General features: G+C 70.9%; 18 protein-coding genes and 2 pseudogenes. 15 read left to right on the top strand and 5 right to left on the bottom strand.

Annotated elements, in window-relative coordinates; all coding sequences use genetic code 11:
- Positions 1–49 precede the first annotated feature (49 nt).
- The 5 genes from G7070_RS09655 (at position 50) to G7070_RS09635 (ending at position 3,549) form a co-directional block, all read left to right on the top strand.
- A complete protein-coding gene (locus G7070_RS09655; RefSeq protein ID WP_166233558.1) occupies positions 50–1,075 on the top strand; it encodes a ketopantoate reductase family protein in 1,026 nt (341 codons plus the stop codon).
- Between the two features lie 110 nt (positions 1,076–1,185).
- Entirely contained in the window at positions 1,186–1,836 is a 651-nt protein-coding gene (locus G7070_RS09650; protein WP_166233557.1) for a DUF899 family protein, read from the top strand.
- Positions 1,837–1,914: 78 nt separating this feature from the next.
- Positions 1,915–2,295: an ankyrin repeat domain-containing protein gene (locus G7070_RS09645; RefSeq protein WP_166233556.1), complete on the top strand. Its 381-nt coding sequence runs from the start codon at positions 1,915–1,917 to the stop codon at positions 2,293–2,295.
- A 10-nt stretch (positions 2,296–2,305) separates the two neighbouring features.
- Entirely contained in the window at positions 2,306–2,716 is a 411-nt protein-coding gene (locus G7070_RS09640) for a thiol-disulfide oxidoreductase DCC family protein (protein WP_166233555.1), read from the top strand.
- A 62-nt stretch (positions 2,717–2,778) separates the two neighbouring features.
- Positions 2,779–3,549 (top strand): hypothetical protein, encoded by a 771-nt coding sequence (locus G7070_RS09635; protein ID WP_166233554.1) that lies wholly within the window; start codon positions 2,779–2,781, stop codon positions 3,547–3,549.
- 15 nt (positions 3,550–3,564) lie between these two features.
- Here the strand turns inward: G7070_RS09635 and G7070_RS09630 are convergent.
- Positions 3,565–4,274, bottom strand: a pseudogene (locus tag G7070_RS09630) (LrgB family protein).
- Entirely contained in the window at positions 4,271–4,606 is a 336-nt protein-coding gene (locus tag G7070_RS09625) for a CidA/LrgA family protein (RefSeq protein ID WP_166233553.1), read from the bottom strand. Before G7070_RS09625 ends, G7070_RS09630 begins: the two are co-directional and overlap by 4 nt.
- A 158-nt stretch (positions 4,607–4,764) precedes the next feature.
- Between G7070_RS09625 and G7070_RS09620 the strand changes: the two genes are divergently transcribed.
- From G7070_RS09620 to G7070_RS09610, 3 genes are all read left to right on the top strand, one after another.
- Positions 4,765–5,478: a cytochrome b5-like heme/steroid binding domain-containing protein gene (locus G7070_RS09620; RefSeq protein WP_166233552.1), complete on the top strand. Its 714-nt coding sequence runs from the start codon at positions 4,765–4,767 to the stop codon at positions 5,476–5,478.
- 135 nt (positions 5,479–5,613) lie between these two features.
- Positions 5,614–7,299, top strand: a complete 1,686-nt coding sequence (locus G7070_RS09615; protein ID WP_166233551.1) for a glutamine--tRNA ligase/YqeY domain fusion protein — start codon at positions 5,614–5,616, stop codon at positions 7,297–7,299.
- Between the two features lie 78 nt (positions 7,300–7,377).
- Complete coding sequence (locus G7070_RS09610) at positions 7,378–8,556, top strand: MFS transporter (RefSeq protein WP_166233550.1); 1,179 nt, start codon at positions 7,378–7,380, stop codon at positions 8,554–8,556.
- Between the two features lie 37 nt (positions 8,557–8,593).
- On the opposite strand, the gene G7070_RS09605 is transcribed toward G7070_RS09610, so the two are convergent.
- Positions 8,594–9,082: an aminoacyl-tRNA deacylase gene (locus G7070_RS09605; protein WP_166233549.1), complete on the bottom strand. Its 489-nt coding sequence runs from the start codon at positions 9,080–9,082 to the stop codon at positions 8,594–8,596.
- 380 nt (positions 9,083–9,462) lie between these two features.
- Between G7070_RS09605 and G7070_RS09600 the strand changes: the two genes are divergently transcribed.
- From G7070_RS09600 to G7070_RS09575, 7 genes and pseudogenes are all read left to right on the top strand, one after another.
- Positions 9,463–12,615 (top strand): S8 family peptidase, encoded by a 3,153-nt coding sequence (locus G7070_RS09600; RefSeq protein ID WP_206079713.1) that lies wholly within the window; start codon positions 9,463–9,465, stop codon positions 12,613–12,615.
- A 168-nt stretch (positions 12,616–12,783) separates the two neighbouring features.
- On the top strand, positions 12,784–14,349 hold the full coding sequence (locus G7070_RS09595) for a type I restriction-modification system subunit M (protein ID WP_166233548.1): 1,566 nt from the start codon (positions 12,784–12,786) through the stop codon (positions 14,347–14,349).
- Positions 14,346–15,578 (top strand): restriction endonuclease subunit S, encoded by a 1,233-nt coding sequence (locus G7070_RS09590; RefSeq protein WP_206079712.1) that lies wholly within the window; start codon positions 14,346–14,348, stop codon positions 15,576–15,578. Before G7070_RS09595 ends, G7070_RS09590 begins: the two co-directional genes overlap by 4 nt.
- Positions 15,575–18,610, top strand: a complete 3,036-nt coding sequence (locus tag G7070_RS09585) for a type I restriction endonuclease subunit R (protein ID WP_166233547.1) — start codon at positions 15,575–15,577, stop codon at positions 18,608–18,610. The genes G7070_RS09590 and G7070_RS09585 overlap by 4 nt, the downstream gene beginning before the upstream one ends.
- A pseudogene (locus G7070_RS19910) lies at positions 18,607–18,822 on the top strand (winged helix-turn-helix domain-containing protein); the annotation flags it as partial. The gene G7070_RS09585 and the pseudogene G7070_RS19910, both read left to right, overlap by 4 nt.
- 200 nt (positions 18,823–19,022) lie before the next feature.
- Complete coding sequence (locus G7070_RS09580; RefSeq protein WP_246226991.1) at positions 19,023–19,544, top strand: restriction endonuclease; 522 nt, start codon at positions 19,023–19,025, stop codon at positions 19,542–19,544.
- A gap of 116 nt (positions 19,545–19,660) precedes the next feature.
- Positions 19,661–20,092, top strand: a complete 432-nt coding sequence (locus tag G7070_RS09575; protein WP_166233546.1) for a DUF8738 domain-containing protein — start codon at positions 19,661–19,663, stop codon at positions 20,090–20,092.
- A gap of 204 nt (positions 20,093–20,296) precedes the next feature.
- Here the strand turns inward: G7070_RS09575 and G7070_RS09570 are convergent, their stop codons facing one another.
- Together G7070_RS09570 and G7070_RS09565 are read right to left on the bottom strand one after the other, a co-directional pair.
- The gene (locus tag G7070_RS09570) at positions 20,297–20,899 is read right to left on the bottom strand and encodes a hypothetical protein (RefSeq protein WP_166233545.1); all 603 of its coding nucleotides are present in this window, start codon (positions 20,897–20,899) and stop codon (positions 20,297–20,299) included.
- Positions 20,900–20,908: 9 nt separating this feature from the next.
- The gene (locus G7070_RS09565) at positions 20,909–21,382 is read right to left on the bottom strand and encodes a YbaK/EbsC family protein (protein WP_166233544.1); all 474 of its coding nucleotides are present in this window, start codon (positions 21,380–21,382) and stop codon (positions 20,909–20,911) included.
- Positions 21,383–21,420 lie beyond the last annotated feature (38 nt).

The raw sequence follows: 21,420 nt of genomic DNA, 5'->3' as shown, positions 1-21,420 counted from the left end.
CTCACGGCAACAGCCCGGGCGGCTCGCCCCGCGTCACTAGGGTGAGGCCATGAGGTTCTGTTTCCTGGGCGCCGGGGCCCTGGGCACCTACGTCGGGGGCTCGCTCGCCGCGGCCGGGCACGAGGTGGGCTTCATCGAGCAACCGGGCCCCGCGGGCGCGATCGCCGCGAACGGGCTCAGCATCACCACCAGGGCGGGCACGCGCCGCGTCCACGACGTGCGCCTGTTCACCGACTCCGTGATGGCGCTGGACGCCGCCCCCTGGGACGTGCTGGTGGTCGCCCTGAAGTCCTTCGACACCGCGGGCGCCCTGCGCGACCTGCAGGCGACCGGGCTGCCGATCCCCACCGTCCTGTCGCTGCAGAACGGCGTCGACAACGAGCCCCTCATCCGGGACGCCCTGGGCGCCGACCGCGTGATCGCGGGGGCGGTCGCCACCGCCATCGCCAAGCCGGGGCTCGGCGCGGTGGTGGAGGAGACCCACCGCGGCATCGGCATCGCGCTGGGCAACCCGCTGTCGGCGAAGGTCGTCCGGGCGCTGGATCACGCCGGTCTCGGCGCGCGCGCCTACCCGGAGGCCGGCCCGATGAAGTGGTCGAAGCTGATGACCAACCTGCAGGGCAACGCATCCTCGGCGATCCTCGACCTGCCGGTGGCCGCGATCTACGCCGACGACCGGCTCTACGCGATGGAGGTCGCGGCGCTGCGGGAGACCGTCGCCGTGATGGCCGCGCAGGGGTTCAAGCCCGTCGACCTCCCCGGGACCCCGGTGCGCGCGCTGGGCTTCGGCGCCCGCCGCGTCCCGAGGGCGATCCTGCAGCCCGTGCTGGTTCGGCTGCTGGGCGACAGCCGCGGCGACAAGATGCCGAGCTTCCACATCGACCTGCACGGCGGCCGCGGCCGCACCGAGGTGGACTACATCAACGGCGCGGTGGTGCGCCACGGCGAGCGGTTCGGCGTCCCGACGCCGGTGAACCGCGTCCTGACGACCACCCTGGAGGCGCTGTCGGCGGGCACGCTCGACATCGAGCGGTTCCGGCACAACCCGGACGCCCTCCTGGCCCTGCTGCCCTGACGAGCCGGCCGAGCCGGGCTGTGGCGCCCGATGCCCCGGATCGGCGGTGGGGGTTGCGGTGGACCGCGAGTGGGCGGAGGCTGGAAGGACGACGGACCGAGGGGAACCCCATGACCACGACCGCACGCCCACCCATCGCCGACGCCGAGACCTGGCGCGGCGCGCTGGCCGAACTCCGCGTCCGGGAGAAGGCCGCGACGCGGGAACTCGACGCGATCGCCGCGCAGCGCCGACGGCTTCCGATGGTGAAGATGCCCGACTACACCCTCATGAGCGCCGAGGGTCCCGTCCGGCTCGTCGACGTCTTCGGCGGCAAGCGACAACTCATCACCTACCACCACATGTGGCAACCCGGCGCACAGTGGCAGTGCCCGGGCTGCACCGGCGGGACCGCAGGGTTCACCCGTCCTCAACTGCTGGAGCCCTACGACGCGCGCCTGGTCATCGTCACGCCCGGCGAGATCGGCGAGGCGCTGGCCTACCGGGAGAGGGTGGGCAACGAGTTGGAGTGGTACTCGACGCACGACAGCGACTTCGGCGCCGACGTGGACGCGCCGCCCGGCGGCGGGTTCGCCTACAACGTCTTCCTGCGCGACGGCGAGGACGTCTACCGCACCTACTCCACGACGGGGCGCGGAGCGGAGCAGTTCATGCAGGTCGTGCACTGGGCCGACGTGCTCCCCTACGGACGCCAGGAGGCCTGGGAGGACTCACCGCAGGGGTGGCCGCAGCACCCCACCTACTCCGACGGACTGACCTAGGACATCGCCCGGCTGTTCGGCCGTTCGTCCTGAACGCCACCATCCGGTCGGACGGGGCGGCCTCCTAGACTCGGGCACGTGACCGACATCCCCGATGGCACTGACCCTGCCGCGCTGGCCAACTGGCTGTTCGACCTGGCCCGGCAGGGCGACGCGGCCCGGCTGGGCGCCTACGTGGACGCCGGCGCGCCGGTCGACCTCACCGACGCCGACGGCAACACCCTGTTGATGCTGGCGGCCTACCACGACCAGGCGGCCACGGTCGCGGAGCTGATCGCCCGCGGCGCCGACGTGAACGCCCCCAACCACCGCGGCCAGACCCCGCTCGCCGGAGCCGTGTTCAAGCAGGCCGACGACGTGATCGCGGCCCTGCGCGAGGCGGGCGCCGACCCGGACGCCGGCACGCCGACCGCCCGGGCCACCGCCGCGATGTTCGGCCGCCCCGACCTGTTCGCCTGAGCCGACGATCGTGCCGACGCGTCCCGAACCCGGCGTCCCGGGGCCGACGCGTCCGCTGGCCCTGTACGACGCCGACTGCGGGTTCTGCACCCGCTGCGCCGGGATCCTGGCCCGCCGCGTCCCGACGATCGCGCTGGCGAGCATCCAGGGTTCCGACCTGGCCGCGCTGGGCGTCGACGCCGGCCGGGCGCTCGTCGAGATGCCGCTGGTCCGCACGGACGGGTCGGTGGCCTACGGGCACGAGGCGTGGGCCGAGATCCTGCGGGCCGCCGGGGGCCCGCTCGCCTGGCTGGGTCGGGCGCTCGGCTCCCGCGCACTGCGGCGTCCGGCCGCGGCCCTCTACGGCTGGGTGGCCCGGAACCGGCGGCGCCTGCCGGGTGGGTCGGCGTCCTGCGCCCTGCCGACTCAGCCGCCCGCCTGACGCCCCGCCGGTCGTCAGCGCGGGGGCTTCCCACCCACCGCGTCCGGTCGCATCCTTGGAGCATGCGTGTCGCACCGGGGCGCCGCCCCTCCGGCTGCGCGGCGGTGGTCGCCGTCGCGCTGGTGGGCGCGCTGCTCGCCGGGTGCACCGCGGGGACCGGTCCGTCCCCGGACGCGGGCCCCGGCGCGCCGACCACCGGACCGACCCCCTCGCCCCACCGGGCGCCGACGCCGGGGCCGGCGACCCCCACGGCGGACGCCGTCGGATCCCCCCGCGGCACGGCGTGGAAGGACTGGCGTCCCGCGACCCCACCCGTCCTGGCGCCGATCAGCGACGAGGAGGCCGATCGGCGGATCCACAACTACCTGGAGTCCGTGGCGGAGGGGTTCAACGTCAGCGTGGCCTCGCTCCCGCCGCGCGTCCGGATCGTGCGGCTGAGCGAGATCGCCGACGTCCTGGCGCAGTGCTCGACGGACGCGGGCTTCCCCGCCACCGTCTCGTCGGATGGCCGCGCCCGCAGCGACCTGCCGGCCGATCGGGCCCGGGCGCTGGCCGAACTCGCGTGCGCGGCCCAGTACCCGCCCGACCCGCGCTTCCTCGGGGACGGGCCACAGCCGGCCGTGCTCGCGGTCGTGTGGGAGTACCTCGACACGTTCCTCGTCCCGTGCCTGCGCGCCCACGGCCAGGAGCCGAGCGTCCAGCTGCCGCCGCGCGAACGGTTCGTCCGCGACCCCACCTGGGACGGCTACCCGTGGTCCCTGCCGCCGTTGAAGCAGAACCTGCTGGAGGTGCAGTGCCCCCAGTCCCCGCCCTACGAGGCCGTCGAGGAGTGAGCGGGTCTCAACTGGTCAGACCGGGATGAGGACGGTGATCGCCACCGAGATCACCAGGCCCGTCAGGCCCATCGCCAGCCCGGCGAACGCCCCCTCGGTCTGCCCCTCCTGCAACGCGCGCGCCGTCCCGATGCCGTGCGAGGCGGTCCCCATCGCCAGGCCGCGGGCGCGCGGATCGGTCACGCCGACCACGGTCAGCAGCCACGGCCCGATCACCGCACCCGAGATGCCGGCGATCATGACGAAGATCACCGCGACCGGGGCCAGCCCCCCAACTGCTCGACGAGCGCCATCGCGATCGGGGTGGTGGCCGACTTGGGCGCCATCGTCAGGGCCAGCTCGTGCGTCGCGCCGAGCCAGGTCGCCAGCCAGTAGCCCGACAGCACCGAGAACACCGCGCCGAACAGCACCGCGCCCAGCACCATGGGCGCGCCCTCGAGCACCTTGGACGCCTGCCGGTGCAGCGGCAGGCCCAGGGCGACGGTGGCCGGCCCGAGCAGGAAGGTCACCATGGACGTCCCCTCGGCGTAGGCCGCGTAGTCCCAGCCGGTCAGCAGCAGCAGCAGCACGCCGATGAGCGCGGACGCGGTGAGGATCGGCGTCAGCAGGGCGTGCCGCCCGGTGCGGCGCCACAGCTTGTCGCAGGCCCAGTACAGCCCGACGGTCAGGGTGAGCGCGGTGAGCGGGGAGTGCGTGAGCCACTCCCAGGTGGCGGCGAGGTTCACGACGCCTCCCCCGCCGGGCGGCGCCGGGGTCGCAGCAGCTGCGCGCACCAGCCGACGAGCACCAGCGTCAGCCCCCAGGAGACGAACGCGCCGACCAGCCCGGGCAGCCACTGCGCGACGACCTGCGGGCCGTAGGCCACCCAGCCGACCGTCGCGGGCACGAACAGGATCGGCATGTACTTCACCAGCAGGTCGCCGGCGCGGGCCTCGCGGGAGTCGTCGCCGGCCCGCCGCAGCGTCAGCCAGCCGAAGAAGAGGATCATCCCGAGGACGGCGCCGGGGATCGGCCAGCCGAACAGGTGGACGACCACCTCCCCGACGAGCTGGCACAACAAGATGATGGCGAGGCCCCGAGCATGACAGCATTTTCTCTTGTTCCCGGCGAGCTTTCACGCAGAGTCCGCGCAACGACCGCGACGTCCCCTGCGCAGGCGTCCGCCGGCCACCCCGCACGGCCGGCCTCACAGGGGCGTTCCGTACGCTTGTGCGCATGTTGGGACTCCCCTTGCACCCCCTGGTCGTCCATCTGGCTGTGGTCGCGCTCCCGGTCGGCGCCCTCGGCGTCCTCGCTTCGGTCCTGTGGCCGAAGGTGCGGCAGCGCTACGGCGTCCTGGCCCTGATCACCCTCAGCGTGGGCGCCCTCACCGCCATCGCCGCGCGGCTCACCGGGGTGGTGCTGGCCGAGCAGGAGACCCTTCCCGAGACCCACGCCACCTTCGGGACGGCCCTGATGATCGTCTCGCTCGTGACCGCGGCGCTGGCGTGGCTGTGGTGGTTCCTGGAGCGACGCCGCGACGCCGCCCCGCCCGGTTCGTCGCCGCTGGCGGCCATGGCGTCCGGCGCGCTGACGGTGACGGCGGCCGTCGCGGTCGTCGGCCTGACCCTCGTGACCGGGCACAGCGGCGCCGACGCCGTCTGGGGCTCGGGGCGCGCCCAGCCCGGCGCCGTGGCTACCGAGGAGTCGGCGCCCGCGTACACGCTCGCCCAGGTGGCGGCCCACAACAGCCGCGAGGACTGCTGGGCGGCCGTGGACGGCAAGGTGTACGACCTCACCTCCTGGATCGGGCAGCACCCGGGCGGCCCGCAGCGCATCCTCAACCTGTGCGGCACCGACGCCACCCAGGCGTTCACCACCCAGCACAGCACCAAGCCGCGTCCGAACGCGCAGTTGGCGTCCATGCAGGTCGGCGTCCTGGTCGACTGACGCGGCAGCCCTACTCCTGCGCCGCGCCCGCCGGGAGCGGCCCGCCCTCTCGAGTCGGCCGGCGCCACCGGCGGGCGCGCTGAAACAGGGCAGCCCGAATCGGGTCCCGACACGGTGATTGGGTAGCCTTCGCTCATGACCGACACGCCGCCCGGACCCAGTGATTTCATCCGCGACATCGTCCGCGCCGACACCGCGCAGGGCACGTACGGCGGCCGGGTCCAGACGCGCTTCCCACCCGAGCCGAACGGCTACCTCCACATCGGGCACCTGAAGGCGATCACGGTCGACTTCGGGGTCGCCGACGACTTCGGCGGCACCACCGTGCTGCGCCTCGACGACACCAACCCGGACGCCGAGGAGGCCGAGTACGTCGACTCGATCGTCTCCGACATCGAGTGGTTGGGCTTTCACCCCGCCTCGGTCTGCCACGCGTCGGACTACTTCGAGCAGCTCTACGCCTGGGCCGAGCACCTCGTGGAGCGCGGGCTGGCCTACGTCGACGACCAGGACGGCGAGACGATGTCGGCCAACCGGGGCAGCTTCGGCGTCCCCGGCACCGACTCGCCGTTCCGCGACCGGACGCCGGAGGAGAACCTCGACCTGCTGCGCCGGATGCGCGCCGGCGAGTTCGCCGAGGGGTCGCGCGTGCTGCGGGCCAGGATCGACATGGCGCACGAGAACATGCAGATGCGCGACCCGGTCATGTACCGGATCCGGCACGCGCACCACCACAACACCGGCGACGCCTGGAAGATCTACCCCACCTACGACTGGGCGCACGGCCAGTCCGACGCGATCGAGGGCACGACGCACTCGCTGTGCACGCTGGAGTTCGAGTCGCACCGCCCGCTGTACGACTGGTTCCTCTCCCACCTGCCGCTCACCGCGACCGCGCCCAAGCAGCGCGAGTTCGCGCGGCTGGAACTGACGCACACCATCACCTCCAAGCGCCGGCTGCGCAAGCTCGTCGAGGAGGGCGTCGTCGACGGCTGGGACGACCCCCGCATGCCCACGCTGCGCGGCCTGCGCCGCCGCGGCTACCCCGCCTCGGCGCTCGTGGCGTTCTGCGACGCGGTCGGCATCACCAAGACCAACTCCCGCAAGGCGATCGAGGAGCTCGAGAGCTACGTCCGCCGCGACCTGAACAAGACGGCGCAGCGCCGGATGGCGGTCCTCAACCCGCTCAAGCTGGTGCTGACCAACTGGCCCACCGACGCGGACGGGAACCCCGTCGTGGAGCACTTCGAGGTCACCAACAACCCGGAGAACCCGGAGGACGGCACCCGCCAGGTGGCGTTCACCGGCGAGCTGTGGATCGAGGCCGACGACTTCGCCGAGGTGCCGCCGCCGAAGTTCTTCCGGCTCTCTCCCGGGCGCGAGGTGCGCCTGCGCGGCGCGTACTTCGTCACCGCGACCGACGTGGTGAAGGACGCCTCGGGCGCGGTCGTCCAGGTGAACGCCACCTACGACCCCGCCTCACAGGGCGGCAACTCCCCCGACGGCCGCAAGGTGAAGTCGACGATGCACTGGGTCTCGGCGCCGCACGCGGTCGGCGCGACGGTGAACCTGTACGACCGGCTCTTCACCGCCGAGAACCCCGGCGCGGCGACCGGCGAGCCGCTGGACGACCTCAACGCGGCGAGCCGCGAGGTGCTGACCGACGCCAAGCTGGAGGCGGCGCTGGCGGACGTGAGCCCGGGCGAGGTCGTCCAGTTCGAGCGGCTGGGCTACTTCGCGGTCGACCCCGACCTGCCCGCGACGTTCCACCGCACCGTCGGGCTGCGCGACGAGTGGGCGGCGATCCAGAAGCGCGGCTGAGCCGGGCGGCCCTCGGTCGGGATGGCCGAGGGCAACCGACCATCGACGTAATCTCCGCCGCAGAGTAAATTGGGGCGGGTGTCGGCCACTACCAGCCCCGTGCGTGCCCGGACCGGCATCTCGCTGTTCTTCTTCACCAACGGCCTGATGCTGGCCGGCCTGCTGCCGCGCTACCCCGAGATCAAGGCCGCCTTCGACCTGTCGAACACCCAGTTCGGCCTGATGGTGGCGATCAGCCCGTTCGCGGCCATGATCGCCTCGGCCCTGCCCGCCCCGCTGATCCGCCGGTTCGGCGCCCAGGCGGTCTCGCTGGGCGGCACCGTCATCATGGCGATCGCCGTCTCGATCGCGGGCTTCGCGCCGGCGTTCGCGGTGTTCGCGGTCGCGCTGGCCGTCGCCGGCTTCACCGACTCGATCGTGGACGCCGCGCAGAACGTCCACGGCGTCCGCGTCGAGGACGCCTACCGCCGCACCATCATCAACTCGCTGCACGCGCTGTGGAGCCTCGGCGCCACGGTCGGCGGCTTCATCGGCGCGTTCGCGGCGGCCGCGGCGGTGCCGCTGGGCGTCCACCTGAGCAGCGTCGCGGGGCTCACCGTCCTGCTGGCCGTGCTCGCCACCTGGCTCGGGCGCCTCCCCAACGGCGGCCGCGTCGAGATGCCCGACGATCACCCCGCCCCGCCCACGAAGCTGCCCGCGGGGGCGTGGGCGCTGATCCTGCCGCTCGCCGTGCTGGCGATCGCCGGAGCCCTGGTCGAGGACATCGGGTTCAACTGGTCGGCGGTCTACCTCGTGCAGACGGTCGGCGTCACCGCGGGCGTGGCGGGCTTCGGCTACTCCACGATGCTGGGCGCGCAGTTCATCGGACGCGTCCTGGGCGACCCGGCGACCGACCGCTGGGGCCGCGTCAACGTGATGCGCGCCGGCGGCGTCATGATCGCCGTGGGCGGCCTGCTGATCGTGGGCGTCCCGACCCTGCCGACCGTCATGATCGGCTACGCGCTGGCCGGCTTCGGTTGCGCGACGGTCATCCCGGCCGCCTACGCCGCGGCGGGACGCCTCCCCGGCCTGCCGGAGGGCGCCGGCATCACGCTGGTGAGCTGGCTGCTGCGCGCAGGGTTCCTGCTCTGCTCGCCGATCATCGGCCTGGTGAGCGACCTCACCAACCTCCGCGTCAGCCTGACGCTGCTCGTGCTTTCGGGCCTCGCGGTGATCGCCCTGGCCCCCGTCGTCCGCCGCCGCGGCCGCACGGACTGACCCGCAGCCCGTCCGGCGGGGCCCGGCGTCCCGGCAGCTAGTCCACGACGTCGGCGACCGTGGCGTCCAGCGCGGCGAGGAGCGCATCGGCGTCCACCGAGAGCCCGACGCCGGGGGCGCCGCCGCCCAGGGAGACGCGGCGTCCGACCATGCCGGCGTCCGCGATCACCGGCCAGGCGTGCGTGGCGCCGAGCGGCGTGATCGTGCCCCGGACGTACCCGGTGACGTCGCGGGCCACGTCGGCGTCCGGCATCGAGAGCCGCGAGACCCCCAGGAGCGCGCGCAGCTTGGGCCAGCTGAAGGTGCCGTCGCCGGGCACCAGGACGAACACGTAGTCGTCGGGGCCCCGCCGCACCACCAGGGTCTTGATGAGGTCGTGCGGGTCGACGCCGCGGGCGGCGGCCGCCTCGGCCAGCGATCGCACCGGGCCGTGCGTCACGACCTCCACGTCCAGTCCGAGGTCCGCGGCGGCGCGGACGGCGGCCGTGGGTTGGGCCGCCCCGCCCGGCTGATCCGTTGGCTCCATGCGTTCACCGTAGTCGCGCCGCCGGCGTGATCCCATGCCTGACCGCGCGGTGAACCGCGCCGCCGGTGCTCCGCCCGCCGCCCGCGAACCGTGTTCCGCCCGCCGCCCGCGAACCGCCCGGTCACGGCCGCCGGACGGGCGCCCGGCCACCGTCCGGTCGCGGGCCGCCGGGCTGCGGGTCCCGTCCCGCGGCCAGCGGGAACCCCCGAGCGTGACGGCGTTGTGCGACGTCGGCGGCGTGCCACCAGGGCGGGGGTCAAACTGCAAGAGTGAACAACCGGGGGCAGACAACCCCGCTCTCGCCGCCTACCCTCGTAGCACTGACCGGGCACTGCTGCCCGTGAGGAGACCACCCCCTCACCGACGAAAGGTCCACCATCGTGCGAACCTGGAAATTTGTGGTGGGTGCGGCCGTGCTGGCCGTCGCCACACCGCTGACGGCGCAGGCCGCGCCACCCTCGGGAGTCGACAGCTTCGTCACCGCCCCCAGCGGCACGGTCGACGCCAAGCTCGTGCCGAGCTCGCTGAGCAAGGCGCCCGTCAAGGTCATCGTGGAGCTGTCCGGTGATCCCGTCACGGTCGTCGAGGCCAAGCAGCGCCGCAAGCTGGACAACGCCGAGAAGAAGGCCCTCCGCGAGCAGCTGAAGCAGCAGCAGAAGGGCGTGGCCGACAAGGCCAAGCAGGTCGGCGGCAAGGTGCTGGCCGAGATGCAGGACGCCTACAACGGCGTCAAGGTGCAGGTCGCCGGCACCGAGGTCAACGCGCTGGCGCAGGCGCCGGGCGTCAAGGCCGTCCACGCCGTGACCGTGCACGAGCTCGACAACGCCACCTCGGTGCCCTACCTGGGCGTCCCGCAGGTGTGGCAGGACACCGGCTTCACGGGCAAGGGCGTCAAGGTCGCCATCATCGACACCGGCATCGACTACACCCACGCCGACTTCGCCGGCCCCGGCACCGTCGCCGCGTTCGAGGCCGCGAAGGCCACCGAGACGCAGCCGGCCGACCCGGCGTTGTTCGGCCCGAACGCGCCGCGCATCAAGGGCGGCTGGGACTTCGTCGGCAACGCCTACGACGCCAACACCGCCGGGAGCGTGCCCAAGCCCGATCCGAACCCGCTGGACTGCAACAGCCACGGCACCCACGTGGCCGGCACCGCGGGCGGCGGCGGCGTGACCGCCGACGGCGCGGCCTACACCGGGCCGTACAACGCCGCGACGGCGGGCCAGCCCTGGAAGGTCGGGCCGGGCGTCGCGCCGGAGGTCGACCTGTACGCCTACAAGGTGTTCGGCTGCGCGGGATCGACCGACGTCACCACCGAGGCCATCGACCGCGCGGTCGCGGACGGCGTCGACGTGATCAACATGTCGCTCGGCTCCAGCTACGGCACCGCCGAGGACACCTCCGCCGTCGCGGCGTCCAACGCGGTCGGCGCCGGTGTGGTCGTGATCGCGTCCGCGGGCAACTCCGGCCCGAACCCGTACCTGACCGGCTCGCCGGGCACCGGACGCGGCGTCGTCAGCGTCGCCGCGAACGACTCCACGGCCCAGTTCCCGGGCGCGAAGGTCTCCTTCGCCGACGGGTCCAGCCTGGTCGCCATCAACGCCAACGGCCTCGACCCGCTGCCGGCGGGCCCGTTCACGATCGTGGCGCTCAAGGACGACCCGGCCACCGCCGAGAACGAGTCCCTGGGCTGCTCGGTGGCCGCCTACACCAGCAACGGCATCAAGGCGGGCGCGAACCAGCTCGCGGTGTCGGTGCGCGGCACCTGCGCCCGCGCGGCGCGTCCGATCTACGCCCAACAGGCCGGCGCGGCCGCGGCGGCGATGATCGACACCTCGGCCAACTACCCGCCGTTCGAGGGCGCGATCGTCGAGAACCCCGACACCGGCGCCCCCTTCGAGGTCACGATCCCGTTCCTGGGCTTCCGCGGCGTCCTGGGCTCGGCGGCGACCGACGACGGCGACAAGGTCGTCGCGGCGAACGGCCAGCAGGTGACGCTGGCGGCCCAGCCGCTGGACAACCCGGCGTTCACCAAGTTCGCCTCGTTCAGCTCGGGCGGCCCGCGTACGGGCGACTCGGGGCTGAAGGCCAACGTCACAGCCCCCGGCGTCTCGACCGTCTCGGCGGGCGTGGGCACGGGCAACGACGCCGCCGTGAAGTCAGGCACCTCGATGGCGGCCCCGCACGTGGCCGGCGTCGCGGCGCTGAACGTCCAGGCGCACCCGAACTGGTCGGCCCCCGACGTGGCGGCCAACCTGGTCAACACCGCCGACCCGGGCAGGGTGGGCGACTACCGCCTCACCCTGGGCGGCGCGGGCCTGGTCGACACCGCGCAGTCGGTGAAGGGGCAGGTCACCGTGGTGGGCGACAGCTACCGGACGGCCAGCGGCTCGTTCGGTGAGGCGAGCCTGAGCTTCGGCTTCGCCGAGGCCACCGACCGGTTCTCCGGCAAGAAGAACATCACGGTCACCAACCACGGCACCTCCCCGGTGACGCTGGCGCTGTCCAACGAGGCCACCCCGCAGTCGCGTCCGGCCTCGGTGAGCTTCAGCACCCGGTCGGTCACCGTGCCGGCCGGCGGCACCGCCAAGGTCGACGTGACCGTCAACGTCGAGATGGGCTCGGTCGGGTCCGCGCTGACGGGCGGCTTCGCGTTCTACGAGGCGTCGGGCAACGTCGTCCTCAAGGGCGGCGCCACCGAACTGCGGGTGCCGTGGCTGCTCGTGCCGCGGGCCCAGGCCAACGTCGAGGCGTCCCTCAACGGCAACCTGAACCCGCAGACCCATGCCAACGGCTCGGTCAGCGTCCGCGGCAACGTCAACGTGGAACTGACCAACAAGGGCGGTGCGCTCGGCACGACGGCCGACTTCTATCAGCTCGGGCTGGTGGACGGCCAGAACGACGTCGGCCTCAGCGGGCACCCCGGCACCGACCTGCGGGCGCTCGGCGTCCAGTCGTTCGATCTGGGCTCGGACAAGCTGCTCGTGTTCGCGATGAACAGCTACGACCGCTACTCCAACGCGGCCCGGAACCAGTCGCAGGTGATCATCGACCGCAACAACGACGGCCGGCCCGAGTTCATCGTGTTCGCGGTCGATTCCGGCCTGGTCCGTGCCGCCTCGGCGGACGGCCGCAACGAGGTGTTCATCTACGACGTGGCCAAGAAGACCACGAGCGCGGCCGGGTACCTGGCGGTGTCGCCCACCGACAACAGCACCACGCTGCTGCCGGTCAAGGCGAGCAGCCTGGGCATCACGAAGGCGACGGGCGTCTTCGCCTACACCGGCGCGATCGAGTCGGTCGCCTCCAGCGCGGCCTACGACGAGTTCGACGGCGTCGCCCGCTACAACGCGTGGGCGCCCGCCATCGAGAACGGCCAGTCGGTCGACGTCAACAAGGGCTCGAAGAAGGCGAAGGTCAAGGTGTCGATCGACTCCCGGGCGTTCGCCGCCCAGCAGCCCGAGGGCATCATGGTCGCGGTCCTGGACAACCGGTCCGGCGCCGACGAGGCCATCCTGCTGCGTCGTCGCTGACCGCGCGTCGCTCCGAGCGCCCCGCCCCCTGTTCGCAGGGGGCGGGGCGTTCGGCGTTGCGCTGCGTGGGCGCGCCCCGCCGATGTGCGAGCACGCGGGCGGCTGTCGGTGGGCGCTGCTACCTTGAGCCCACATCATCACAGCGCCGTCAGCGCAGAAGCAGGAGTCATGGCACCCACCACGAAGGAAGCCCAACGCGCGGAGCTGCACAAGACCATCTGGCGCATCGCCAACGACCTGCGCGGCAGCGTCGACGGCTGGGACTTCAAGAGCTACGTGCTCGGCATGCTGTTCTACCGGTTCGTCTCCGAGAACCTGACCGCCTACCTGAATGCGGGCGAAGGCGACGCGGGGGTCGTCGGGTTCGACTACGCCGACCTCTCCGACGACCTGGCCGAGCACGCCCGCCGCACGACGGTCTCCGAGAAGGGGTTCTTCATCGTCCCCTCGGAGCTGTTCCGGAACGTGCGCGCCGCCGCCCCCGCCGACGCGAACCTCAACGAGACGCTGGAGCGGGTGTTCCGCAACATCGAGGGCTCGGCGGTGGGGACTCCCAGCGAGGACGACCTCAAGGGCCTGTTCGACGACCTCGACGTGAACAGCAACAAGCTGGGCCCGACCGTCGCCAAGCGCAACGAGAAGCTGGTCAAGCTGCTGGACGCGATCGGCGACCTGCCGCTGGGCGACCTGGCCGACAACTCGATCGACCTGTTCGGGGACGCGTATGAGTACCTGATGCAGATGTACGCGTCGCAGGCGGGCAAGTCCGGCGGCGAGTACTACACGCCCCAGGAGGTCTCCGAGGTGCTCGCGCGGATCGCCGTCGCGGGAAAGGAGCGGGTGAACAAGGTCTACGACCCAGCCGCCGGCTCCGGCTCGCTGCTGCTGAAGTTCGCGAAGGTGCTCGGGCCCGGCAAGGTGGGCGGCTTCTACGGTCAGGAGATCAACCTGACCACCTACAACCTCGCGCGGATCAATATGTTCCTGCACGACATCAACTTCGAGAACTTCAACATCGCCCACGGCGACACCCTCCTCGACCCGGCGCACCGCGACGAGGAGCCCTTCCAGGCGATCGTCTCCAACCCGCCCTACTCCATCAAGTGGGAGGGCGACGCGAACCCGCTGCTCATCAACGACGACCGCTACGCCCCCGCCGGGGTGCTCGCCCCGAAGTCAAAGGCCGACCTGGCGTTCACGATGCACATCCTGTCCTCGCTCGCGGTGGACGGCACCGCCGCCATCGTCGAGTTCCCCGGTGTGCTGTACCGCGGCGGCGCGGAGCGCAAGATCCGCAAGTACCTGGTCGACAACAACTACGTCGACACCGTCATCCAGCTCCCACCGGACCTGTTCTTCGGCACCACGATCGCGACCTGCATCATCGTGCTGAAGAAGTCCAAGGCGGACAACGCCGTGCTGTTCCTGGACGCCTCGGCCGAGTTCTCCCGGGTCGGCAACAAGAACAAGCTGCTGCCCGGCAACCAGGACCACATCGTGGCGCGCGTCACCGAACGCGCCGACGTCGCCCACGTCGCCACGCTGGTGACGAACGAGGCGATCGGCGAGAACGACTACAACCTGTCCGTCTCGAGTTACGTCGAAGCCGAGGACACCCGCGAGGTGGTCGACATCGCCGAACTCAACGCCGAGATCGCCCGGATCGTCGCCCGTCAGGCCGAACTCCGCGCCTCGATCGACGCGATCGTCGCGGACCTGGAGGGCTCGAAGTGACCCCCGCTGATGGCCTGACGAACGCGACGAATCTTAAAGCTGTTCAATTCGTTGAGATTGAACAACTGTTCCACGTCCGAAATGGCTACACTCCACCCAAGTCCAACCCGGAACTGTGGGAAGGCGGGACGATTCCTTGGTTTCGCATGGATGACATCCGAGCGAACGGACGGGTACTAGAGTACGCAACGCAGTTGATCCCGCCGGAAGCCGCCAAGGGGCGGCTCTTCCCTGCCAACTCATTGCTGGTCGCGACGTCAGCCACTATCGGCGAGCACGCGCTCGTTACCGTTCCGCATCTCTCAAACCAGAGGTTCACATCACTGGCCATCCGGCAAGAATTTCGGGACCAGGTGGAGCCTCGCTTTCTACACTACTACGCTTTCGTTCTCGACGAATGGTGCGTCAAGAATACAACCGTCTCCAGCTTCGCCTCAGTGGACATGGCGGGTTTCCGTCGCTTCCGATTCCCAATCCCTCCGATCGAGGTGCAGCGGGAGATCGTTCGGGTCCTGGATCAGTTCACCCAGCTGGAAGCGGAGCTGGAAGCGGAGCTGGAAGCGGAGCTGGAAGCGCGCATCGCTCAGTACTCATACCTCCGCACTGCAGCCTTCTCCGCGGTTTGCACACCAGACGTGAACTGGTCCACCCTAGGAGACATTTCCAGTCGGGTCTCGACTGGCGCGACGCCGAAAGCACGCGACTCTAGGTACTACTCAAACGGGACGATCCCCTGGCTCAGAACGGGGGAAGTTGCGTTCAATGAAATCTGGAAAACAGAGCTCTTCATCAACGAAACCGCCCTTCGTGAAACCCCCGTCACCTGGGCTCGCGAAAACTGTGTGGTGGTGGCTATCTCCGGCGCCACCGCCGCTCGATGCGCGATTGCCAAGATTCCGTTGACCACGAACCAGCATTGCTGCAATCTTGAGATCGATCCTGCCATTGCCGACTACCGGTTTGTGTTCCATTGGGTCAGCGCCAACTATGAGTCGCTCAGGGCTTTGGGCCGAGGCGCTCGCGGAGACCTCAACATGCAGCTGATCAAGAGCTTCCCGATACCCCTTCCTCCACTGGCGCTCCAGACCAAGCTGGTCCAGCGCTTGAGCTCATTTGAGAGCCTTACTAAGGACCTTTCCATCGGCCTACCCGCGGAGATCGCGGCCCGGCGCAGGCAGTACGAGTACTACCGCGACAAGCTGCTCACGTTCGAGGAGGCGCCCGCATGAGCCAGACGCGGGTGTACGACCCGATCGCGGTGTCCGACCTCAGCACGGTCGTCGCGGAACACGCCGCCGAGCCCGGGGCGTCCGAGTACCAGTCCGAGGCGCAACTCGAGGCCGAGCTGCTGACGTTGTTGCAGGCCCAGGCGTACGAGTACCTGCCGATCACCACCGAGGCCCAACTCGTCGCCAACCTGCGCGCGCAACTGGAGGCGCTCAACCAGATCACGTTCTCCGACGCGGAGTGGGACTCCTTCTTCGAGACCAGGATCGCCGGCAAGAACGACGGCATCGTCGAGAAGACCGTCCGCATTCAGGAGGACCACGTCCAACTGCTCAAGCGCGACGACGGCACCACCAAGAACATCACGCTGCTCGACAAGACCCACATCCACAACAACCGGCTCCAGGTCATCAACCAGTACGAGGTCGGCGACGGCGAGGGCGGCGCGGCCCACGCGAACCGTTACGACGTGACGATCCTGGTCAACGGGCTTCCGCTGGTGCACGTGGAGCTGAAGCGGCGCGGCGTCGACCTGCGCGAGGCGTTCAACCAGATCGACCGCTACCAGCGCACCAGCTTCTGGTCCGGGTCCGGGCTGTTCGAGTATGTGCAGTTCTTCGTCATCTCCAACGGGACGCTCACCAAGTACTACTCCAACACCACGCGCTCGCAGCACCTCAAGGACGGCGCCCAGCCGGGCAAGGCGCGACGGACCTCCCACAGCTTCGAGTTCACCTCCTGGTGGGCCGACGCCCAGAACCGTCCCATCCAGGATCTCGCCTCGTTCGCGAAGACGTTCTTCGCCAAGCACACCCTGCTCGCGGTCCTCACCCGGTACTGCGTGCTGACCGACGACCGGCTGCTCCTCGTGATGCGCCCCTACCAGATCGTGGCCACCGAGAAGATCCTCCAGCGCGTCGACGCCGCCAGCACCGCCCGCCGGCTCGGCGCCGTCGCCGCCGGCGGCTACATCTGGCACACCACCGGCTCGGGCAAGACCCTCACCTCGTTCAAGGCCGCGCAGCTCGCGTCCCGGCTCCCCGGCGTCGACAAGGTGCTGTTCGTGGTCGACCGCAAGGATCTGGACTACCAGACCATGCGGGAGTACGACCGCTTCCAGAAGGGGGCGGCCAACTCCAACGCCTCCACCGCCATCCTGAAGAAGCAGTTGGAGGCCCCGTCCGCCCGGATCATCATCACGACGATCCAGAAGCTGTCGTCCTTCGTCAAGGGCAACAAGGGCCACCCCGTCTACGACCAGCACGCGGTGATCATCTTCGACGAGTGCCACCGCTCGCAGTTCGGCGACATGCACACCGACATCACCCGTGCCTTCCGGCGCTACAACCTGTTCGGCTTCACCGGCACCCCGATCTTCGCCGCCAACAGCGGCAGCGGCGGCAACCCGCAGCTCAAGACCACCGAGCAGGCGTTCGGCGACAAACTGCACACCTACACGATCGTGGACGCGATCACCGACAAGAACGTGCTGCCCTTCCGCATCGACTACGTGAACACCATCGCGGTCGGCAACGTGATCGACGCTCAGGTCCCCGCCATCGACACCGAGAAGGCGCTGCTGGCACCGCAGCGCATCCGCCAGATCGTCGACTACACCCTCGAACACTTCGACCAGAAGACCAGGCGGTCCTCGGCGTACGCGCTCGGCGACAAGCGGGTCCGCGGCTTCAACGCGCTGTTCGCCACGGCGTCCATCGACGCGGCCAAGCGGTACTACAACCACTTCCAGCTCGCGCAATCCGACCGGGTGCCCGACCGGAAGCTCAAGATCGGGCTGATCTACTCCTACGGCGCGAACGAGGCCGGCGACGACGGCATCCTCGACGAGGAGGCGTTCGACACCGACGCCCTGTCCACCGACTCCCGCGAGTTCCTCGAGGACGCGATCCAGGACTACAACGACCTGTTCGGCACCAGCTTCGACACGTCCGCCGACCGGTTCCAGAACTACTACAAGGACCTGTCCAAGCGGCTGAAGAACCGTGAGCTGGACCTCGTCATCGTCGTCAACATGTTCCTCACCGGCTTCGACGCGACCACCCTCAACACGCTGTTCGTCGACAAGAACCTCCGCTCGCACGGGCTGATCCAGGCCTACTCGCGCACCAACCGCATCCTGAACTCGGTCAAGACCTACGGCAACATCGTCGCGTTCCGGAACCTGGAGGACGCCACCAACGAGGCCCTCGAGCTCTTCGGCAACAAGGACGCGCGGGGCGTCGTGCTACTGGCCCCCTACGCCGAGTACTACGCCGCGTACTCCGCGCACGTCGCCGAGTTGCTGGCCGGCTTCCCCCTCGGCCAGCCGATCGTCGGGGAGGAGGCGCAGAAGGAGTTCGTGAAGCTGTTCGGCCAGATCCTGCGGCTGGTGAACATCCTCACCTCCTTCGACGAGTTCGCCGGCAGCGAGTTGCTCAGCCCCGGCCAGATGCAGGACTACCGCAGCCACTACCTGGACATCCACGCCGAGTTCCGCAGGGGCAGCGAGGCCGACCGGGAGTCGATCAACGACGACGTGGTCTTCGAGATCGAGCTCATCAAGCAGGTCGAGATCAACGTCGACTACATCCTCATGCTGGTCGGCCGGCTCCGGGACCAGCGCGGCGACGGGGACGACAAGGAGATCCGGGCCGAGATCACCCGGTCCATCAACGCCAGCCCGACCCTGCGCGACAAGCGCGACCTCATCGAGGACTTCGTGGACCAGGTGTCGCTGCACGGGGCGGTGGACGACGAGTGGCAGGCCTACATCGCGGCCCGGCGGGAGCGGGAACTCGCCGCGATCGTCGCCGAGGAGAACCTGCGCGAGCCCGAGACGCACGCCTTCATCGCGGACGCCTTCCGCCAGGGAGAGCTCCGCACCACCGGCACGGCGATCACCGCCGTGCTGCCGCCCCTGTCCCGGTTCGCGCCCCAGGGCGGCCACGGCGAGAAGAAACAACGCGTGATCGAGCGGCTGGGCGCGTTCTTCGAACGCTTCCTGGGCCTCTCGGGTGAGAAGGGAACGTCATGACCAACGCCGCCATGCCCACCTGGGAGGGGTTCATGATCCACACCCTCCGCGTCCTCGCCGACGGTCAGGTCCGGAACAGGCACGAGATCCGCCACGAGGTGTCCCTCCAGGCCCGCCTGAGCGAGGAGCAGATGGCGGTCGCCCTGGCGTCCGGCCAACTCACCTACGAGAACCGGGTCGGATGGGCGCTGTCCTACCTGACGAGGGTCGGGGCGCTGGACCGGCCCTCCCGGGGTCACTACGTCATCACCGCGGCGGGGCACGCGCTGATCGCACGGTTCCCTTCGGGGATGCGCGAGCGCGACGTGGAGTCGCTGACCACGGACCCCGCATCGGGGCTGCGGCCTACGTCTCCAGCAGGCCGCCGGCCATCCACGCCCACGAGGTCACGCACGAAGAAGAGACGTCCTCCGTGGCGAGCCTCACGCCTACGGAGCAGGTGCAGGACGGCGTCGATCGGATCCACCGCGAGGTGGCCGGCGACCTGCTCACCCGGCTGCGGGGCAAGGAGCCAGCCTTCTTCGAGCAGGCCGTCGTCGAACTGCTGCTGGCGATGGGCTACGGCGGCACCCTCGGGTCCGGTTCGGCGACCCAGCTCACCAACGACGGCGGGATCGACGGGGTCATCGACCAGGACTACCTCGGGCTCAGCCGGGTCTACATCCAGGCGAAACGCTACGCCGAAGGCAACTCGGTCGGGCGGCCCGACCTGCAGGGCTTCGTCGGCGCGCTGCACGGGCGGGCCGACAGCGGCGTGTTCATCACGACCAGCGCCTTCTCGAGCGCCGCCGTGGACTACGCCCGCTCAACCCCGACCCGGATCATCCTGATCGACGGGCAGCGGCTGGCCGAGTTGATGATCCGGTTCGGGGTCGGGGTCCAGGTCCGCGAGACGTACAAGGTGGTCGAGATCGACGAGGACTTCTTCGCCTGACCGGCGCGGGAGCCGCGGCTGCGGGCCGTCACGCCGCACGCCTGGCCCGAACGCCACCTCCGCGACGCCGCCGGGCGGGCTGGCTACGCTGGATGCCAGAACCTCGAGGAGGAACCATGCGCGCACCACTGGCGATCGCCGCACTGCTCCTGCTCGCCGGATGCGCAGGAGCCCCCGTGACCGACTCCCCCAGCCCCACCGAGCCCGCCGCGACGCCGGCGCCGGCGTCCCCCACCGACCGGTTCGAGACCGCGCCGCCGATCCCCGACCAGACCGGGTCGCCGGTCGCCCTGCCCGGCGATCGCCTCGAGGCCATCCGCTCCGACCTGACCGCGCGCGGCATCGCGACGGACGACCTCATCGTCATCAGCGCGCGCGCCGTCACCTGGAACGACGGGTCGTGGGGCTGCCCCGAGCCGGGACACGTCTACACCCAGGCGCTCGAGCCGGGGTACGCGGTGATCGTCGAGGCCGGCGGGGTGCAGTACGACTACCGCTTCGGCTCCGGGCCGAACCCGAAGCTCTGCGTGCCCTTCGTCCAGCGCTGAGGCGCGCCTCGCCGCGGCGAGGAACAAGTAAGGGCGTCGGGCTGGGAGCGCCTCTCGGCGCGTGGCCGCTCGCAGCGGCAAAAGTTGGAGCCCGGGGCTACCGCAGCCCGACGCCTCCACGAGAATAGGCGCACCCGACGCGTTGGCCAAGCCCCGCGGCTGCCGCCGCCCCGCCCCGGGCCGCGCAGCACCCGCCCGGACGCCTCAGCGCAGATCCCCGGCCCGCCACAGGGACGCCGCGGCGCTCAGCTCTGCGGCCAGATCCTGCAGCCGGCCGGCGCGCACCACATTGTCCATCCCCGGCGTCACGTCAGCCCGCCCGGCCGCGACGACGTGGGCGAAGGCCGCGGCCCGCTCCAGCGCGACGGCGAGGTCGCCGGCGAAGACGCCCTGCAGGATCTCGTCGGCGACCCGCATCACCTCGTCGGGGCCGGCGGGGTCGGCGCCCGCGACGGCGTGGTTCGGCTCGGTGAACCGGATCCCGGCCTCGTACTCGCGCGCGACGCCCGTCGGGTCGGTCCGCACCCACTCCCGCAGGACGTACAGCCGGTACAGCGTGCCGGGCAGCGACGCCGCGGGGCGCGTGGCCCACAGGTCGGCCAGCGTGCTGAGGCCGACCTCGTCCACCAGCGCCACCAGCCGCCGCGTCACCGCGGGGTCCTCGGCGGCGCGCCCGACCCGGACCAGGGCCGCCGCCGTCTCGTGGGCGGCGTGCAGCTGGGCGATGGGGTCGTGCCGCTCCCCCAGCGCCTCCAGGGCGGCGGGGTCGCGGAACGTCGGCCTGCGGGGCTTGCGTGCGTCGGTCACCGAACCAGGCTAGGCGCGCGGCTTCGTGACCTCCACCCATCCCTCCGCGCCGGAGGCGGCCTCGAGCTCGGCCAGGCTGAGCTCCACGGCCGAGTTGGCCGTGCCGGCCGCCGGGAACACGGTCGCGAACCGGCGCAGGGAGGCGTCCAGGAACACACGGACGCCCGGCTCGACGCCGAAGGGGCACACCCCGCCGACCGCGTACCCGACCCGCTGCGGCAGCTCGGCGACCGGCAGCATCCGGGCCTTGACGCCGAACGCGTCCTTGAACGCCCGGTTGTCCACGGTGACGTCCCCGGCGGCGACGACGAGGGCGATGCCCGCCTCGCCGAGGTCGAAGGACAGGGTCTTGGCGATCCGCTCGGGTTCGGTGCCGACCGCCGCCGCGGCCTCGGCCACGGTCGCCGAGGACGCCTCGGTCTCGATGATCCGCGCCCCGAGCCCGAAGCCGTCCAGGTGCCGTCGTGCCCGCTCGATGCTCACGTCGCCTCCTCGCGTGTTCCGCGCCGGACGCCCCGGCG

The organism is Propioniciclava coleopterorum (assembly GCF_011393335.1).
Lineage (GTDB): Bacteria > Actinomycetota > Actinomycetes > Propionibacteriales > Propionibacteriaceae > Propioniciclava > Propioniciclava coleopterorum.
This window is presented reverse-complemented; position numbering and strand designations above follow the sequence as displayed.

Bases quoted from the DNA above. Each gene is read 5' to 3' on its own strand.
- G7070_RS09655 (WP_166233558.1), top strand. From the start codon at position 50: ATGAGGTTCTGTTTCCTGGGCGCCGGGGCCCTGGGCACCTACGTCGGG.
- G7070_RS09650 (WP_166233557.1), top strand. From the start codon at position 1,186: ATGACCACGACCGCACGCCCACCCATCGCCGACGCCGAGACCTGGCGC.
- G7070_RS09635 (WP_166233554.1), top strand. From the start codon at position 2,779: ATGCGTGTCGCACCGGGGCGCCGCCCCTCCGGCTGCGCGGCGGTGGTC.
- G7070_RS09620 (WP_166233552.1), top strand. From the start codon at position 4,765: ATGTTGGGACTCCCCTTGCACCCCCTGGTCGTCCATCTGGCTGTGGTC.
- G7070_RS09615 (WP_166233551.1), top strand. From the start codon at position 5,614: ATGACCGACACGCCGCCCGGACCCAGTGATTTCATCCGCGACATCGTC.
- G7070_RS09605 (WP_166233549.1), bottom strand. From the start codon at position 9,082: ATGGAGCCAACGGATCAGCCGGGCGGGGCGGCCCAACCCACGGCCGCC.
- G7070_RS09595 (WP_166233548.1), top strand. From the start codon at position 12,784: ATGGCACCCACCACGAAGGAAGCCCAACGCGCGGAGCTGCACAAGACC.
- G7070_RS09585 (WP_166233547.1), top strand. From the start codon at position 15,575: ATGAGCCAGACGCGGGTGTACGACCCGATCGCGGTGTCCGACCTCAGC.
- G7070_RS09575 (WP_166233546.1), top strand. From the start codon at position 19,661: ATGCGCGCACCACTGGCGATCGCCGCACTGCTCCTGCTCGCCGGATGC.